The 15,159-nt window shown below is 69.6% G+C and carries 13 protein-coding genes and 2 pseudogenes; 5 read left to right on the forward strand and 10 right to left on the reverse strand.

Annotation, left to right across the window (positions count from 1 at the left end; genetic code table 11):
* Positions 1-447 precede the first annotated feature (447 nt).
* Positions 448-768 (forward strand): hypothetical protein, encoded by a 321-nt coding sequence (locus tag ACFXKZ_RS14390; protein WP_380000118.1) that lies wholly within the window; start codon positions 448-450, stop codon positions 766-768.
* A gap of 83 nt (positions 769-851) precedes the next feature.
* On the opposite strand, the gene ACFXKZ_RS14395 is transcribed toward ACFXKZ_RS14390, so the two are convergent.
* Positions 852-3,707 carry a LamG-like jellyroll fold domain-containing protein gene (locus ACFXKZ_RS14395; RefSeq protein WP_380000120.1) on the reverse strand — a complete coding sequence of 952 codons (2,856 nt, stop codon included), beginning with the start codon at positions 3,705-3,707 and terminating at the stop codon, positions 852-854.
* A 268-nt stretch (positions 3,708-3,975) separates the two neighbouring features.
* A complete protein-coding gene (locus tag ACFXKZ_RS14400; protein WP_380000122.1) occupies positions 3,976-4,530 on the reverse strand; it encodes a hypothetical protein in 555 nt (184 codons plus the stop codon).
* An 823-nt stretch (positions 4,531-5,353) separates the two neighbouring features.
* Between ACFXKZ_RS14400 and ACFXKZ_RS14405 the strand changes: the two genes are divergently transcribed.
* Entirely contained in the window at positions 5,354-5,734 is a 381-nt protein-coding gene (locus tag ACFXKZ_RS14405) for a helix-turn-helix domain-containing protein (RefSeq protein WP_380000124.1), read from the forward strand.
* On the opposite strand, the pseudogene ACFXKZ_RS14410 reads toward ACFXKZ_RS14405, so the two are convergent.
* The 6 genes and pseudogenes from ACFXKZ_RS14410 to ACFXKZ_RS14435 all read right to left on the reverse strand — a co-directional run.
* A pseudogene (locus ACFXKZ_RS14410) lies at positions 5,703-6,394 on the reverse strand (transposase); the annotation flags it as partial. The gene ACFXKZ_RS14405 and the pseudogene ACFXKZ_RS14410 sit on opposite strands and share 32 nt — an antisense overlap.
* A 744-nt stretch (positions 6,395-7,138) precedes the next feature.
* Positions 7,139-7,567, reverse strand: coding sequence for a hypothetical protein (locus tag ACFXKZ_RS14415; protein ID WP_380000126.1), 429 nt, complete (start codon positions 7,565-7,567; stop codon positions 7,139-7,141).
* 333 nt (positions 7,568-7,900) lie between these two features.
* A complete protein-coding gene (locus tag ACFXKZ_RS14420) occupies positions 7,901-8,308 on the reverse strand; it encodes a hypothetical protein (RefSeq protein ID WP_380000128.1) in 408 nt (135 codons plus the stop codon).
* Between the two features lie 101 nt (positions 8,309-8,409).
* Complete coding sequence (locus ACFXKZ_RS14425; protein WP_380000130.1) at positions 8,410-10,557, reverse strand: phosphocholine-specific phospholipase C; 2,148 nt, start codon at positions 10,555-10,557, stop codon at positions 8,410-8,412.
* 223 nt (positions 10,558-10,780) lie between these two features.
* Positions 10,781-10,891, reverse strand: a pseudogene (locus ACFXKZ_RS14430) (carbohydrate ABC transporter permease); the annotation flags it as partial.
* Positions 10,873-11,157, reverse strand: a complete 285-nt coding sequence (locus ACFXKZ_RS14435) for a carbohydrate ABC transporter permease (protein ID WP_380000132.1) — start codon at positions 11,155-11,157, stop codon at positions 10,873-10,875. The gene ACFXKZ_RS14435 and the pseudogene ACFXKZ_RS14430, both read right to left, overlap by 19 nt.
* A gap of 137 nt (positions 11,158-11,294) precedes the next feature.
* On the opposite strand from ACFXKZ_RS14435, the gene ACFXKZ_RS14440 reads away from it, so the two are divergent.
* A complete protein-coding gene (locus tag ACFXKZ_RS14440; RefSeq protein ID WP_380000134.1) occupies positions 11,295-11,432 on the forward strand; it encodes a hypothetical protein in 138 nt (45 codons plus the stop codon).
* Between the two features lie 691 nt (positions 11,433-12,123).
* On the opposite strand, the gene ACFXKZ_RS14445 is transcribed toward ACFXKZ_RS14440, so the two are convergent.
* On the reverse strand, positions 12,124-12,321 hold the full coding sequence (locus ACFXKZ_RS14445; protein ID WP_380000136.1) for a hypothetical protein: 198 nt from the start codon (positions 12,319-12,321) through the stop codon (positions 12,124-12,126).
* A 163-nt stretch (positions 12,322-12,484) separates the two neighbouring features.
* Positions 12,485-12,844 (reverse strand): hypothetical protein, encoded by a 360-nt coding sequence (locus ACFXKZ_RS14450; RefSeq protein WP_380000138.1) that lies wholly within the window; start codon positions 12,842-12,844, stop codon positions 12,485-12,487.
* A gap of 102 nt (positions 12,845-12,946) precedes the next feature.
* Between ACFXKZ_RS14450 and ACFXKZ_RS14455 the strand changes: the two genes are divergently transcribed.
* Complete coding sequence (locus ACFXKZ_RS14455; protein WP_380000139.1) at positions 12,947-13,852, forward strand: helix-turn-helix transcriptional regulator; 906 nt, start codon at positions 12,947-12,949, stop codon at positions 13,850-13,852.
* 263 nt (positions 13,853-14,115) lie between these two features.
* The gene (locus ACFXKZ_RS14460; protein ID WP_380000141.1) at positions 14,116-15,126 is read left to right on the forward strand and encodes an aldo/keto reductase; all 1,011 of its coding nucleotides are present in this window, start codon (positions 14,116-14,118) and stop codon (positions 15,124-15,126) included.
* Positions 15,127-15,159 lie beyond the last annotated feature (33 nt).

The raw sequence follows: 15,159 nt of genomic DNA on the forward strand, positions 1-15,159 counted from the left end.
GGCGGACTCGGCATCCCGTCCCACCGCCTTCATCGAACGCGGCGTCCCCACCGACGAAGACCGACAACGCGAGGAGTCGCGCGTCCTCCTTCGTCGCGCGCCCTGACGACCGGGACGGTGCCGCGGGGACCGGGCGGGCGCCACCCGGCGTCTGGCCGGTGGGTGACGCTTTCGCTACCGGCGCGGGTCGCCGCGTTGCCCGGCCGGGCATCCCGATCCCGACGCGATCCAGGTGCCGCCGAAGCACGACGAGACACGTGAACGGCGCCGTCCTCGAATGTGGGTGGGGGGAAGCCCGCGCCGACACCATGCCACCGAACCCGGATCCCGCGCGGCGGCCAAAAGAGCCGAAAGGACCGGCTCCAAGCTCACGCGCTGCGATGCTGAACCCACGAAAAGTCTCGACGTCCGGACACCACATCCGACGCGGAGTGAGAGGCGAAGGCGATGACCCAACCCGACTACGGCTTCTGGCACACGCCCTACGACTCCGAGCGTGCGTTCATGGAGCCAGGCAGGGTCCCCTACCTCCACCAGCAAGTGATCATCGAAATGCAGCTCGACGGGGCCGCACGCGAAGTCGACATCCACCCCACGTCGGTCAGGAGGGCGGCCCTCGACGACGGCGGCGAGATCCTGGAGTTCACGGTGAATGCGTCGACCCAGGTCGCGGGACAGGCCCGGAACGTTCGGGTCGGACGGATCTGGATCACGGTTCCCCCCGGCGCGAATGCGGTCCCGAAGATCGTCAAGATAACCCCGGTATAGGCGTTTGCACCCGGAAAGAGTCGCCTCACGGCGGGAAGGCGCACTGTGACTCCGGCGAACCGCCCGGTCCCGACCGCCCGAGGTCAGCAGGACGCGGCGGTGAGTGCGTCGGGCAGACCGCGGCAGGGCTGGGGGACGCCCGGATAGTCGTCATCGCCCTCGACGCGCAGCCGGCGCATCACCGTCTCCAGGTGGTGGGGCAGTCGGGGACGGTCGCCGCGTTCGCACTGGGCCCGGATGGTCTCGCGGGCGTCGGCGGGCAGGAGCGGGCGGTCGTCCTCGGTGGGTGTGAAAGGGGGTGGTGGGGTGGCCCGGGTGAGGGCGGACAGCACCCGGGCCTGGTCGAGCCAGTAGTCGGCGTCGCGGGCCTCGCCGCGGCTGCGGTGTTTGAGGTACAGGCACCACGCGGCATGGTGGCTGCCCGCGCCGGCGGCGAACCGCCACCAGAACATCGCCCCCTCGTCCCGGCCGGACACCTGCAACAGGCAGGCGAACACGAGCACGCCGCGGGGGTCGATCAGCCGGTGGTCGTTGACCAGGCGGCCGAGGCGGGCCGCGGCCTTGGGCGAGGTGAGCACCAGGACGTCGGTGACCGCGATTGGCGGGCGGCGCGTTCGTGCCGGGGCAGGCCCGGCCCGGCGGCTCGGGAGGGCGGGCCGGCGGCGCGGTCGTCGTCCAGGTCGAGGTCCTCGTACTCGCAGACCAGGACACGGGCCGTCGCCAGGACGTCCTCGATCGTCCGTTCCACGCCCTTCCCGCGCACGTTCACTCTCCCTCGACCTCCGGGTCCTCCAGCCCCAACTCCCGGGCCGAGGTCCGTTTCGCCCACCGTACGTGCGACCGCACGGTGGTTTCCGCAACTCCCGGAATGTGCCCCGTGCGGGCGTCGGAGTACCCCAGGAGCAGCGGGCCGGCACGCCGGTCTCGAACCGGTGGGCCGCCTCGATCCCCGGCAGTGCGCTCGCGTCGTGCGCGGCGACGGCCACGTCCATGGCCGCGGTGTGCCCGGCGATGTCGACCGCCTGGCCGCCGTGCGCTGCCCGCAGTGCTCGTACGCACCGCTGGTAGACGCGCAGCCGCAGGAAGTCGTCCGGCGGCAGGAGGTCTTCGAAGACGCGGTCGAAGACGAAGTAGGCGGCTGTGGCGGCGTTGATCGCGGTCGGGACTCCGTAGACGGTGTGGACCAGTGTCTTGCCCGGGGTGTCGACGCTGAGGGCGAGGTGGTGCCAGCGGCCGTCGAGGACCGATTCCGGTGAGGTGATCGGCGCGGGGGTGCCGTTCCAGACCTCGCCGCGCAGTTGGCCGTCGGTGCCGACGTAGAGCATGAGTGTGGCCGGGGTGTCGGGGTTCGTGTACGGGAGTTCCTGGGTGGAGTAGCCCATCAGCACGCCCGGGCCCTCGGCTTGGAACCACATTTCCACGGTGAATTGTGGGACGCCCGTCAGTTGGTCCTTGGGCAGGCGGATGTTCGATGCGGTGCCGTCGAAGCCCGCCGCTCGGTCGCCGCCGGGGTCGAAGGCGCCCACGACGCCCTGTCGGACGTTCCAGGCACCGGCGGCGTCGGTGGCGGGTCCGGGCACGAGGTCGATCGGCGCGGTGGCGCTGTCGGTGAGCGTGAGGGGCCAGTATCCGGTCGGGCCGGAAGCGAGGATCGTCCTGCGGTAGTCCGCCGCCAGGTCCTGGGCCGCGCTCGCGTGTGCGGCGGCGGTGGTCGCGTCCAGGCTCTTGCGGTAGACGGCAACTTCGTCGATCTGCCCGTAGAAGTGTCCGTCGCCCGGCGGCGCCTTCTCGTATCCGGCCGTGGTTCCGGCGCCGATGAAGTTGCGCAGGCTCTTCTCGTGGAAGACCGCGCCGCTGATCGTGCCGGCCGCCACCCCGTCGAGGTAGAGGGTGTGGACGAGGCCGTCGGTGGTCAGTACGACGTGATGCCAGTAATCGTCCGTCACCGATGCCTCGGTGACGATCTGTGGAAGGGCGGTTCCGCTGGTCGTGAAGAACTTGCTGCGGAGTTTCCCGTCGGTGTCGACGTACAGGGCGGGTGTGTAGGTCGTTTGGGGCTCGCCGATCCCGGCGAACAACACGCCCGGCGTCGACGTGCGGAAGGACAACTCGATGGTGGCCTGGGAGGAGCCGTGGATCAGGCCCTGCGGCAGTTCGATGTAGGACGTGGTGCCGTTGAAGTCCGCGGAGCCCTCGTCCTCCGTGGTGCCCACGGGGTAGCCGGTCGTGTCGTGGGCGCGTCCGGCGCCGTTGGTGCCGCGGGTGCCCTGCTGGGAGTCGACGCGGGCTCCGGAGGTCTCGTTGAGTCGGTAGTACGACCACGGGCCCGAGGACGTAACCGCCGCCCGGTACGCGGGGGCGCTGTTCGGGACCGCCGCGCTTCGCACCGCGAAGTGTTCGGTCACCGCGCTCGCGTCGATCGCGCGGTCGTAGACCGCCACTTCGTCGATCGAGCCGTCGAAGCGGCTGGCGGTGCCGGGGGCTTCCGGCCGGCCGGTGGCAAATCCGGCGCCCAGGTATACGCGGCTCGAACTTTCGTGATTGACCGCTCCGTTGACGGTGCCCGTCTTGGTGCCGTCCAGGTAGAGCGCCTGTACTGTTCCGTCGGCGGTGAGCACCGCGTGGTGCCAGCGGCTGTCGGTGACCGACGTGGTGGAGGCGATCGGTGGCTGCCAGGGGGCGTCGGCCTGGAGGAACTTCCCGCGGAGTTTGCCGTTGGTGTCGACGTAGAGCGCGGGCGTGTAGTTTCCGCCGACCCCTGCGGGGTCGTCGATCGTGTTGGACTGGTGTCCGAGGATCACTCCGGGCTTGTCCGTCTTGAACCACAGCTCGAGGGAGAGCCGGGGCATCGTCCGCAGCAGGTTCTGCGGCAATTCGACCCAGGAGGTGGTGCCGTTGAACTCGGCCGCCGTGTCGTCGCCACCCGCAAACGCACGCACCGGCGCGGCCGGGGATAACCTCGTGGTAGGTGCCGGGTCCGGCGTTGCCCGAGGTGTTGCGCGCGGTGGTGCCGTTCTGCTCGCCGAGGCGGTAGTAGGCGACCGGCGTGGGTGACGGCGCTCGCGTAGGCGGCGGAGGATGCCGTGTAGGTGGGCTGGGACAACTTCCACGCGCCGCCGTTGACGTCGGTGACCTGCGTGACGCGGTCGGTGCGGGCGTCGTAGGCGACCTCGGCGTGGGTGCGGCCGGACGGCAGTGTGACCTTGGTCAACTGGGTGGCCGCGGCGCGCGCCGCGTAATGCTCGGCCACGTCGCGGTGCTGCAGGTGCCGGTGCAGCAGTAGGACCTGGACCAGGGCCTTTCCTCGGCCCGCTCGAACTCCGCGAACGCGGCGTTGAGCGCATCGAGGCTGTCGATGCGCGGGATTGGGGTCAGGAAGTTGCGGCGCCAATAGCCGATCTCCCCCTCCGCCCCGCCCTTCTCGTGCGCGCCGCGGAGTCCGGGCTCGCAGTAGAAGGGGCTGATCGAGTAGTGCCGCCGAAAGTCGGCCCAGCGCGGATGCTCCTCACGTGACCGGCTCTTGTGCATCACCCGGGAGACCGCCGGGGAGAGGTTGTCGTAGCGGGTCTGGCCGGCCGGGACACCGCCCAGCGTGCGGAACGCGTGCACGTGGCCGTCGAAGAACGCCTCCTGCCCGCAGGACGCCGTGATGCGGTGCACGGCCTTGCCGGAATAGGCCGGCCGGAACGCGAACAGGTAGCACTTGGTGCGGCTTCCAGCCAGGTCCACCCACACCTCGCCGAAGTCGACCTCCGCGTCCATCCCGGGCTGGTTTGTGGCGGATCACGAACCCTGCGGTCGGCGCCGCCCTCGCGGCCTCGGCGATTTCCCGGCGGCGCCGGCTCACGTAGTCCCACACCGTCGAATAGGCGACGTCCGCACCGGCCTCCTGCCGCAGCCGCGCCAGGATCCGCGTCACGGTGTGCCGTTGCTTGGGTGGGGCGTCCAAATCGTCCTGGAGCCACTGGTCGATCGTCTTCTTGAACGGCTCCAGCTTGAGCGGGCGCCGACGCGGCGTGCGACGCGGCGCGGGCACCGCCGACGACAGCGCCTCACGCACCAGGCGGCGATGCACCCGGTACTTGCGCGCCAACGCACGAACCGACAAGCCCTCGCGCCACGAGTCCCGCCGAATCGCCAGGAACAGCTCTTCCTTCGAGGACGCCACCATGCATCGCCCCCTCACGGCGACCCAACCCGAGCGTCTCAGGTCCCCACACCCTGTGGGGCCAACTCACACCGGAACACCCCCTGAACCCTTGCGTACGCCCCCAAGCGGGGCCGACTCAAGCCGGAAGACCGGGGCCAGTTCAGACCATCAACGCCAGACGTGCGTGACATCGGCGGATCTACAGCGCCGTAACCATAAGCGACAGCGTCGCCACACACACCGTGAGCGTGGCCAGGAATGCAACTGCGCCCCGTTCGACACAGGCGACCGGGCGTCCTCCGTCGAGGCGGCTCAAATACGGCGGCGGCAACAGCGACCATCGCGGCGAACAGCACGGCGACCGCCGGCGCGAGGAGTAGCAGGGTCAGGCGAGTGAGGGAAGTGTCCATCGTGTGAGTCCCGAGAGTGGTAGGGATGCGTGGACACACCGTCTTCGGTGGGGTGTTCGCCGGGGTTCGGGCGAACGAAGTCGAACGTGAGCGATCACGGTCTGGGAGCGTTGGGGTGGCGGGATCGGTCGAGAATCCGTTGGGGCGACTGGCTGAGCGTTTGCGTCGGTTATGTGCGGAGCGCGGGCTCTCGGTGGACGCACTGCGGGCGCGGTCGGGGCTGGGGCGTACCACCGTGAGTCAGGCGTTGAACGGCCGGGCGGTGCCCTCACCGAGCACGGTGGTGGCGTTGGCAAAGGCCCTGCGCGCCGATCCGGAGCCGCTGCTGGACCTGCTCGCACAGGGTTCGACCGCGGCCGACACGTCGAAGGCGTCGGCTGCGCGGACTTCGGCAGTGTGTTCATGACGTTGCGGGTTTTGTGAATCCAGCACCTTTGGCGCCTGGCCTGCGCAAAGATCTCCGCCGGGGCCCTCCACGGACCCATTGCGCCGTCGCCGACGACGAGCTCGGGGTCGCGCATCCCGCGTCGGCGGCAGTCCCGCAGCAGGTCCGCCCAGGACTCGGTGGACTCCCGCAGTCCCTCGGCCGACGCGACGAGTTCCTTGCGGCCGTCCGGGCGGACGCCCATCAGGACCCGGATGCAGGAGCGGGCCTGACCGAGGCGGATTTTGGGATGGATACCGTCGGCCCACACGTAGACGTAGTCCGTGCCGGAGGGGTCGCGGTCCCGGAAGGCGGTGTGGTCGTCCTGCCACTGCCGCGTCAGCCGGGTCACCGTCGCCGGCGAGAGACCGGCCGCCGAGCCCGGGAACTGCTCCATCGCGGGCACGAGGTCACCACGATGACCGGCCCCGCAGCCGTGGCCACCGCCCGCTCACGGTGGTGGCCGTTGCGGGCCACCGGACGAAGGCCGGTTTCCGCCCGCTGCTCGGCCGACTCGGCTGTGTACTGGCTGACTTCGGCTTCCAGAGCCGCCGCGAGCAACCGCCGGGCACCCTCCCGAACGATGTCGTCCAACAGGGAGCCCGTCTCGGTAGTGCCGTCTTCGTTGACTACGCCGAGCACGGACGTGCCTTCCCAGCCGGTACTCGAACGCGGGCCCACTCGGTGACCTTGAGTCGATCAACCGGGAAGACGCCCTCCACATCCCGCGAGGCACCCACCCCGGGCCGATCCACAGGTCTTTGAGCTTTGCTCCTTCCCGGTGTCGGTCGGCCACTTGGTGACGTACCTCTGGTTGATCCGTGGGTGTGGGTGGTTGCCCCACTTCGGCTACGCCGTCGGAGCTTGTCGGAGATCCCCGAGGGACTCGCCCGAAGCCGGCGCCGGCCGGGCTTTCACACGCTTGCGTTCCGCAGCGCGGCGGACGGCCCGTGCGGTGACGGTGCCGATGGCCCGGGTGATCGCGGCGTCGTCCGAGCCCGGCCGGGAGGGGGTGAAGACGGCTTCGGCGTATCCGCGGCCGTCGGGGTGGGAGATCGCGCCGATCTTGTTGTGGATACACGCCGACCAGGCTGCCGCTCTTGGGCGCGACCCGCACGGGCGGCCGAAAAGCAGGGTGCGTTCGCCGCCGGTGACCGCGAGCGCCGGCTCCGCCGCGTTCTCGCTCACCACCGTCGGCCGCGAAAACAACTCGTTCGATCAGGACTTCGACCCGGACGAGACCCGTGTGGCCGCGTCGGCTCCTACCGCTACCGGGTCTTCCGGGTCTTCCGGGTCTTCCGGGTCTTCCGGGTCTTCCGGGAAGGACTCTTCCCGAACCCGCAATGACGTGTTCCGGCCGGCCCCCGGACGAGGGGTGGTCTCGTTTCAGGTGTGAAGGCGCAGGCGGATCAGGTGTCCGTGGGCAGCGTAGTCACCGTCCCCGTCGAGCATGCCGGTCACGCACTCCACGGTGTTCCGGTCGACCTGGCGGACCGCGAAGGACGCCTCGGCGACCGGCGCCAGGAGTGTGATCGCGTCGCGGATGGGAAGGTCCGGTGTCGCCGACTCGGCAGTGGCCTCGACATCGACTTCGTAGACGCCGTCTTCGCACAGTCGTGCACCGCGCAGGCGCCAGGGTGAACCGGACTCCTCGCACGCCCGCTGCAGATGCGGCAGGAGATGGGCGTCGGGATCCTCGGTCACCCAGCCCTCCCGGGTCAGCACCGCGGCGAGCCGCTCCACGTCGGGCGCCAGGGCCCGGCCCGAGGCGATACCGGTGAAGCGTTGATCGATGTCCCAGCGTCGACGTTCCATGAGCCCACCGTATCCATCGGGCCCGGCGGGACACGGGATCGGCGATCAGCGCATGCCCGAAGGAGCGGGCCCGGGCCGCGATTTGTCAGGGAGGCAGCCCGCAGGCTGCGACCACAAGCCAACGAGTGGTATCCCGTCGACGGGCGTCGCGGTCTGTCGCCGGCACGACTGCGGTGTTGAGCGAGTTCCGTGACCGGATGGCCGAAGGCGACCGTGCGTGGCCGCGGGCACGGAAGTCGAGGATCGACAGGTGCAGTCGGGTCTCCTGCGGACTGTCGGCGGGCGGAAGGTGTCGGCGGTGGGCGTCCGCCGGTTGCTCGGGGAGCGCCTTGGTCACGGGCGTGTCGCATTGCGGCGGGGATCGAGCGCGGTGGCCCGGGCCAGGCGCATGACGTCGGCGTGTGGGTCCGGATGGTCGGGGATGCGGGTGTCTCGGGCGAGGTGGGCGTGGAGGAAGGCGTCGAGGGCGGTGTCGTGGTCGGGGCGGGCGTGGGGTTCGGCGTCCAGGAGGGTGCGGTAGGTGTGCAGGGCCGTGCGGCGGGCGGCGAACACGTCGTCGATCAGGGCCGGTTCGCCGGGAAGCCGCCGGTGGGGCCAGTCGTGGGTGGGGTCGATCAGGTGGGCGGCCTGTCGGGCGAGGTCACGCGGGACGGGTCTGGGGTGGGTCGTGCGCGGTCGTGCGGCGGGCGGCCCAAGGGCCAGGCTTCCTTGGGGCGGCGGTGGCCGTCGTAGGTGAAGCACTGGGTGTCGGTGGTGGTGCCGTCGCGGACGGGCGACGCGTTCGGGATGTCGCGGCTGCCCGCGGGCGTGTGGGTGTGACTCCGCACGCCCGCGGGCGGAGTTCAGCTCGCGTTGGGGCCGGGGTCGCTGGTGCCGGCGCGGCCGTTCTCAAGGTGTCCGGCGTAGCGGCGGTTGAAGGACGGGTCCTCGGCGACGGTCACCGAGACGTCGTACCAGTTGGCCTGCTTGCCTGTCTGCCAGCGGAACTCGAACTCGCCGTTCGCGGGAAGGACCTTCGCGGTCGTTCCCCGGCCGCCGGGCTGGTACGCGTTGGCCAGGCGGACGATGCGGCGGTCCTTGCTGCGGTTCTTCACCGTGACCCGGACCTGGTTGCCGTTCTCTTCGGAGAAGTTCACCGTGAGCCCGTCCAGACCGGTGCCGGCGAATTCGTACAGACTGCCGTTGGGGCCGTAGGCCGACAGTTGGTAGCGGTCGCCCGCACCCAGCTGCCAGTGGTCGCGCAGCGTGTCGTTTGCGGCGACCGTGTAGCGGCGGGGCGCGGCCTGCGGCTGAAGCCGGTCGTAGATGTACAACGCGGCGCCGAGGCGACCGTGGTTCTCCAGCTTGAGCGCGAAGACGTCGGCCTGTCGGTGATCCTCGTTGACCAGTGTCCGGTAGCCCAGCGGGCGGGCGGGCCGGACGCCCGGTTCCTGTGTCGGCATCCGCTGGGGAACGGCCACCTGGTACGGCTTGCCCAGCCCCTGGATCGGCGCGGGCACCGGGAAGTGCGGCGGCGTGGCGTCCTTCCCGGTGAAGTCGAACGCGGAGGTGAGGTCGCCGCAGACCGAGCGGCGCCAGTCACTGATGTAGGGCGAGCGAATGCCGAAGCGCTGCTCCAGGAAACGCAGCACCGACGTATGGTCGAAGGTCTCCGAGCAGACGTAACCGCCGCGTGACCAAGGCGAGATGACCGTCATCGGCACCCGGGGGCCCAGGCCTATCGGCTGCTTGCCGCCGGGGTCCGCGCCCGGCACGAGCGGGCTCATCTCACCGTGGTGCACGTCCAGGTCCAGGAACTCGTCGGCCAGGGAGGCGCGCAGGCTCTCGGAGACCATTCCCTCGCCCCCGGGCGCGCTGTGCAGGGGTGGCATGGGCGGCACGATGTGGTCATACAGGCCGTCGTTCTCGTCGTAGTTGAGAAACAGCGCGGTGCTGCCCCACACCTCCGGGTTGGCTGTCAAGGCCTCCAGTACCAGGTTGATGTAGTAGGCGCCGTCGGTCGGTGAGGCGGCGGGGTGTTCGCTGTACTTGTAGGGCGGGACGATCCAAGTGACCGCCGGGAGCGTGCCGGACTTTACGTCGGCGGCGAACTCGGCGAGTGTGTGGTTCGAGGCGCCCTTGTCCACGAGCGGGCCCCTGGCGCCTTCGGCGATCTGGAACTGCTCGAAGAACATCAGCGAGTTGTCGGTGTAGTTGTCGGTCGGAGTGCCCGGGATTCCGCTGCCACCCTGGTACAACTTCCAACCGATCCCGGCCTGTTCGAGCAGTTCGGGGTAGGTGGTCCAGGTGTAGCCGTTGGTGTCGTTGCGTTCGCCGGTGCCGGGGCCGTTGAGCTTGGTTTTCCCGTAGACGTTGCGCGGGTCCATGGTGCCCGTCCACAGGTAGATGCGGTTGGGCGCGGTGTCGGCGTGGACCGAGCAGAAGTACGCGTCGCAGACGGTGAACGCCTCGGCGAGAGCGAAGTGGTACTCCAGGTCCTGACGCTTGAGGTGGCCCATGGTCAGGACGTCCTGCTTCTGGTTCACCCACTGGTCCTGACGGCCCTGGTTGACGGCGAGGTGCCCGCTGCTCCAGCCGTGGTCGGTGCCGGCCTGGTTCTCCGTGGTGTTGCGCGGGTCGATGTACCAGGGCAGCACTTCGGTCTCACCGGCGGGAAGCCCGCGGTCGTGGTAGCGGCTCGTCTTCGTCTCGACGGTCGGCTGGTGGAAGACGGACTTCCCGTTCGGCAACAGCGCCGGGCGCGGGTCGGCGAAACCACGGACGCCGCGCAGGGTGCCGTAGTAGTGGTCGAAGGAGCGGTTCTCCTGCATCAGGATCACCACGTGCTTGACGTCCTGAATGGAACGGGTACGCGAAATCGCGGGCAGTGCCATTGCCTTGGCGATGGCCGGGGGGAACATCGTCGCCCCGGCCGTCGCGGCCGCTCCCGCGCCGCCGAGTTGGAGGAACCTGCGCCGTCCGAGGTGGGAGGCATTGTCGGAGGAAGTCATGGAACCGCCGTTTCCGTGTCGACTCGTGTGGACGGGTCGGCACGCTAACGACGTCTCGGCGCCTGGGGAGGAGGCAGCAGGAAGCGGGCTGTTGATCAATAAGTGAACATTCGGAGCACAAGCGCGCAGATCCGAGTGGGATCCTGCGGTGTCCACCCGTCGGGGGTCCGAGCCCGGACCCGGACCGCGGTCACCGTGCGCAGGAGCGCCGGTCACCCGTCGGTCAGCCTTTCGTTGCTCCTCCCGTCAGACCCTTGATGAAGTGCTTCTGCAGGGCGAGGTAGAACACGAGCACGGGAGGCGTCGCCAGGAACATCAGTGCGAAGACCGCGCCCAGCACCTGGTTGACCGGACGGACCGCCGCGTCGAGCAGACGGTCCGGATGACGCTGACGGCCACCGAACCGAGGATCATCGGTGTGAAGAACACGCTGCGCATCGCGTTGTGGAAGCGGCCGCGCTTGTCCAGCAGGAGCGCGATCAGCAGCCCCGGCACGTTGGGGAGGATCACCACGATCAGGGTGAGGATCGCGGTGACCCGCAGCGTGGTCAGGAACTGCTGGTCGTGCAGCAGCATCCGGTAGTTGTCCAGGCCACCCAACGGCGCGGCGCATTGAGCGGGTTGGCGTTGGTCAGGCTGTAGCCGATGCTGAGTCCGATCGGCGCCACGGGTCGCAGAACATCCCGCTGACCACCACACTCAACGGCGTCACACTGACGGGCGTCCCACAGGAGGTCGTGAACGAGGCCGAGGCAACCCCGGGTGTGGGAGCCGAACTCAGGATCACCGCCGCGCGTCCGAGCGCCACCGAACGCGGCGCGTACACGAGTGCCGTGTGCCTGGTCTTCGACACCGTTCTCCCGGACTCCCCGTAGGGCGAGCAGCCCGTCCCGATATCGGGGCGGGCTGCCCCGTCACAGGAGTGGGGAGTGCCGCGTAGCCCGGTCGCGAAGGTGTCGGTGTTTCGGCGAAGTTGTTGTCAGTGGTTGAAGTTCTGCCGGCACAACCGAGTGGACGTCGTGCCGCTCTGGGATGCGGCGGGTGAATGCCTGCCGGCGCCATGACAGGCAAGGGCGCCATCGGGGGTGTGTTCCGCCGTGCCTCCGACCCTGCGTGGCGGTTCGTGTCGCCGGGCGGGGTTTTCGTGGTCCGTGCGTGTGTGCGGGTCGGCTCGCCGGTCGTCCGATCACGTGTCGTAACCCCGTGGGGTGGTCTGCGGTCCGCGTGTACGGCGCAGAGCGGGGCGTCGCTGTCCGTGAGTGATGTTTCGCTGAGAGTCTGCTTCGTGGGGGTTCTACCTGTTTGGCGTGTAATTCCTCCTTTCGAAGTGATTTGCCCACAACAGCCGAGTTTCAGGAATATCGTGCCGATCGCCTGGAGCGGTTGCGCGCAACTGCGAGGCCGGGGCCGGCGTGGCGGTGTTGGTCTCGGTGAGCGGGATGATTCGGACCGCCGTGGCGGTGGCCACGGTGGGTCCCTCATCGGTCTCCCGGCCGCGCCGGCGCTCCCGAAGACCGTGCGGCCTCCTGCCGATCCGGCCGCGGCCGGGCCTGCCGATCCGATCGGTCAGCCGTCTTCGTCCTCGTCCTCGGTGCGGTCACCTTCGGCCTGCGACGTCTCGTAGGCGTGGGCGGTCTGCTCCGATGTGGCGTCTTCGTCGGACGGGCGCATGTCGCTTTCCCGCACCACCACGCGCGGGGGCGAGTGCATTCCGTGGTGGTCGTCGTGAGGCCGGTGCTTGCTGCGCACCTCGGTGTCAGGCATGAGAACCTCCTGCGGCCCACCGCACCCGGCGGCGCCGGGTGCGGTGCCGCTACATCTTCAGTGTCCCTCTTCCATGGGGCCGTCCCGCCCCGTCGAGGACATCATCGCCGTCCGAGTTCCTGCCCTGACCGGCGCAAGGCAGCGCGGCTGCGCGGCTGCGTGGTCAGGTCGTGATCCTGCGCACGTCGTAGGGCTCGGGGAAGGTCCGGGACTCGACCTTTTGGCGGATCTCCCGCACTTGTTTCGGGGAACCGATGCCGGGCAACGCGGTGGGGATTCCGTCGCCGACGAGGACCGGGTAGGTCTTCGCCGGCACCTCGTCGATCTCGGGCGGCACCGCGCCCGCGAGCAGGCCGCCGCCGGAATCCTGGACGGCCGCAGTGCCACCACCCGCTGGTACTGGGCCGGTCTGCTGCGGGAGCGTCATCCGTCGGTCACGATCCGCGAAGCGGAACTCCATGTCGAGCACACGGGCGTCTTCACCTCCGCCGGCGTCCTCGCCGGAACCGACCTGTGCCTGCACCTCCCACGCCTCGACCACGGCCGGGCGGCGGCGAACACGATGGTCGGCGGGCGAGGGTACTGCGGGGGAATACGGCCGGGTGGGCCCTTGCTGTGTGGTTCCGTGGGTGACGCCGAGGTGATCGAGGGTCCGGGGCGGGTGGCCGCGATGTGTCGGGAGACCCTGGAGGGCGGGCCGGGAATCAGACGTCCTCTGGCGGAGGATTCGTCCCTCGACATTGTCGAGATCACGTGTTGTGACGATCGGCGGTCGTTTCGTCCGCCGATCCTGGTTTCCGAGCCCGAAGCCGGGGTCACGCGGATGCTGTTGGTCCGCTCCGGCGGGTTCTTGGCGCGGGTCAACGGCCGTGAGGAGTTCACCGACCCGGTCACGGGATTCGTGCTCCGCCAAGGCGATGATGTGGCCTTCGCCCACCCGGCCCACACCCGCGACATCAGCACGATGCTCGATCTCGGCCAGGACGTCTACGGTGACCTCCTCCCACCACCGGCCCGCGATCCTGTCGTACCGGTTACCGCCGCGCTCGATCTGGCCCACCGGCGGCTGGTCTCCGCCTGCCGGGCCGGGATCGACCGCTTCGAGGTCGCCGAGCGGGTGCATCACCTGCTCACCACAGCCCCCACCCCGCACACTCCGGCACGGACCGGGCGGCGCGCGGCCACTGTTCAGGCGCACCGCAGGCTGGTCGAACACACGCGGGCGGTGCTGATCGATGGACCGCTGACGGTGAGCCTGGAGGAACTCGGCCGCCAGGTGGGCTGCTCCCCCTTCCACCTCAGCAGGGTGTTCCACCGGGTCACCGGGCAGACCCTCAACCACTACCGCAACCGGCTACGGGTCCGCGCCGTGGCCGAAGACCTCGCCGACGGACACTCCTCACTGCGGACGCTGGCCGCCACCTACGGCTTCGCCGACCAGGCCCACCTGACCCGCGTGTTCCGACAGCACACGGGACAGGTGCCCAGCGCGGTCCGGGCGATGCTGAGACCGGCCGGCCCGGGTGAGTGAATGTGCACAAGAATCTTCTACGCCGCCGCGGTACGGCCACGTGACGATCATCAACATGAAAGTCGCCGCCACGTGTTCCGGCCTTCGAGCCGGATCCACGCGCTGTCGCGTGGTGCGGGCTGCTCCGGACTCCGGTCCGGGCGGCCTGGGTTGCGGTCGACCTCTCCGGAGTTGGGCGCCGGAGCAATGTGTCAGCGCACGGAGCGCGTTGCGGAAGTGCCGTTTACGCTGCCACCGGCCAGGCCGAATGAGAGGGAACTCCCGTGAAATACCGCACCATCGGCGCCGACCCGGCGACGCGGCGTGAGGTGAGCGTGCTCAGTCTCGGCGCGATGTTGTTCGGGACGACCATCGACGAGGAGACGTCGTTCGCAATTCTCGATCGGTATGTCGAGGCGGGCGGCACGTTCATCGACACCGCGAACAACTACGCGTACTGGAACACCGGCAGTCAAGGCGGGGAAAGCGAGGCACTGCTCGGCCGTTGGCGGCGCAGCCGCGGTATCGGAGAGGAGATCACCATCGCCACCAAGCTCGGCGGCCGGCCGACCGCCACCACCGAGCCGACCGGCTCCACCAGCAGGCTGGTCCCCTCGGACGGCGTCGAGGGGGTGAACGCCAAGGTGATCCGCGAGGCCTCGGCCGCCAGCCGCGAGCGCCTCGGCGTGGAGAGGCTGGACCTGTTGTATGCGCACATCGGGTTCCCCGACGCGCCGTGGCAGGAGATCGTCGAGGCGTTCGGCGCACTGGTCGCAGACGGCACGGTCGACCTGCTGGGTGCCAGCAACCACTGGGCGTGGAGCGTGGAGCGGGCCAGGAACCTGGCCACAGCCGCCGGCGTGCCCGGCTACGAGGTTCTCCAGTACCACCACAGCTACCTGCGGCGACGGGGCGACCTGCCCGGCAGGCGCTCCCCCGACGGGGAGATCGGCACGATCTCCGGTGACCTGCTCAGCTATGTGCGAGCCGAGCCCGGCCTCGCGCTGGTCGCCTACTCCCCGCTGCTGGGCGGCGCCTACGTACGCCGGGACAAGCCCCTGGACGCCGGCTTCGACCATGCGGGCACGCCCGCCCGCCTCGCGGCGCTGCACCAGGTGGCCGACGAAACCGGCGCCACCCCCAACCAGGTGGTGCTGTCCTGGCTCATCGGCGGCGAGATACCGGTCATCCCCCTGGTCGGCGCATCCTCGGTGGCGCAACTGGAGGAGAGTCTGGCGGCCGTGGACCTGGAGTTGACCGGAGAGCAGCGCGCCAAACTGGACGCCGCACACTGAACCCTTCCATAACGGTCGACAACAGTGTGCGAT

Source organism: Embleya sp. NPDC059237, from assembly GCF_042754105.1.
Classification (GTDB): domain Bacteria; phylum Actinomycetota; class Actinomycetes; order Streptomycetales; family Streptomycetaceae; genus Embleya.

What these genes read in the sequence shown, in the direction of transcription:
- ACFXKZ_RS14400 (WP_380000122.1), bottom strand. Translation starts at nt 4,530, where the DNA reads ATGGACGCGGAGGTCGACTTCGGCGAGGTGTGGGTGGACCTGGCTGGA.
- ACFXKZ_RS14415 (WP_380000126.1), bottom strand. Translation starts at nt 7,567, where the DNA reads ATGGAACGTCGACGCTGGGACATCGATCAACGCTTCACCGGTATCGCC.
- ACFXKZ_RS14390 (WP_380000118.1), top strand. Translation starts at nt 448, where the DNA reads ATGACCCAACCCGACTACGGCTTCTGGCACACGCCCTACGACTCCGAG.
- ACFXKZ_RS14405 (WP_380000124.1), top strand. Translation starts at nt 5,354, where the DNA reads ATGCGTGGACACACCGTCTTCGGTGGGGTGTTCGCCGGGGTTCGGGCG.
- ACFXKZ_RS14445 (WP_380000136.1), bottom strand. Translation starts at nt 12,321, where the DNA reads ATGCCTGACACCGAGGTGCGCAGCAAGCACCGGCCTCACGACGACCAC.
- ACFXKZ_RS14425 (WP_380000130.1), bottom strand. Translation starts at nt 10,557, where the DNA reads ATGACTTCCTCCGACAATGCCTCCCACCTCGGACGGCGCAGGTTCCTC.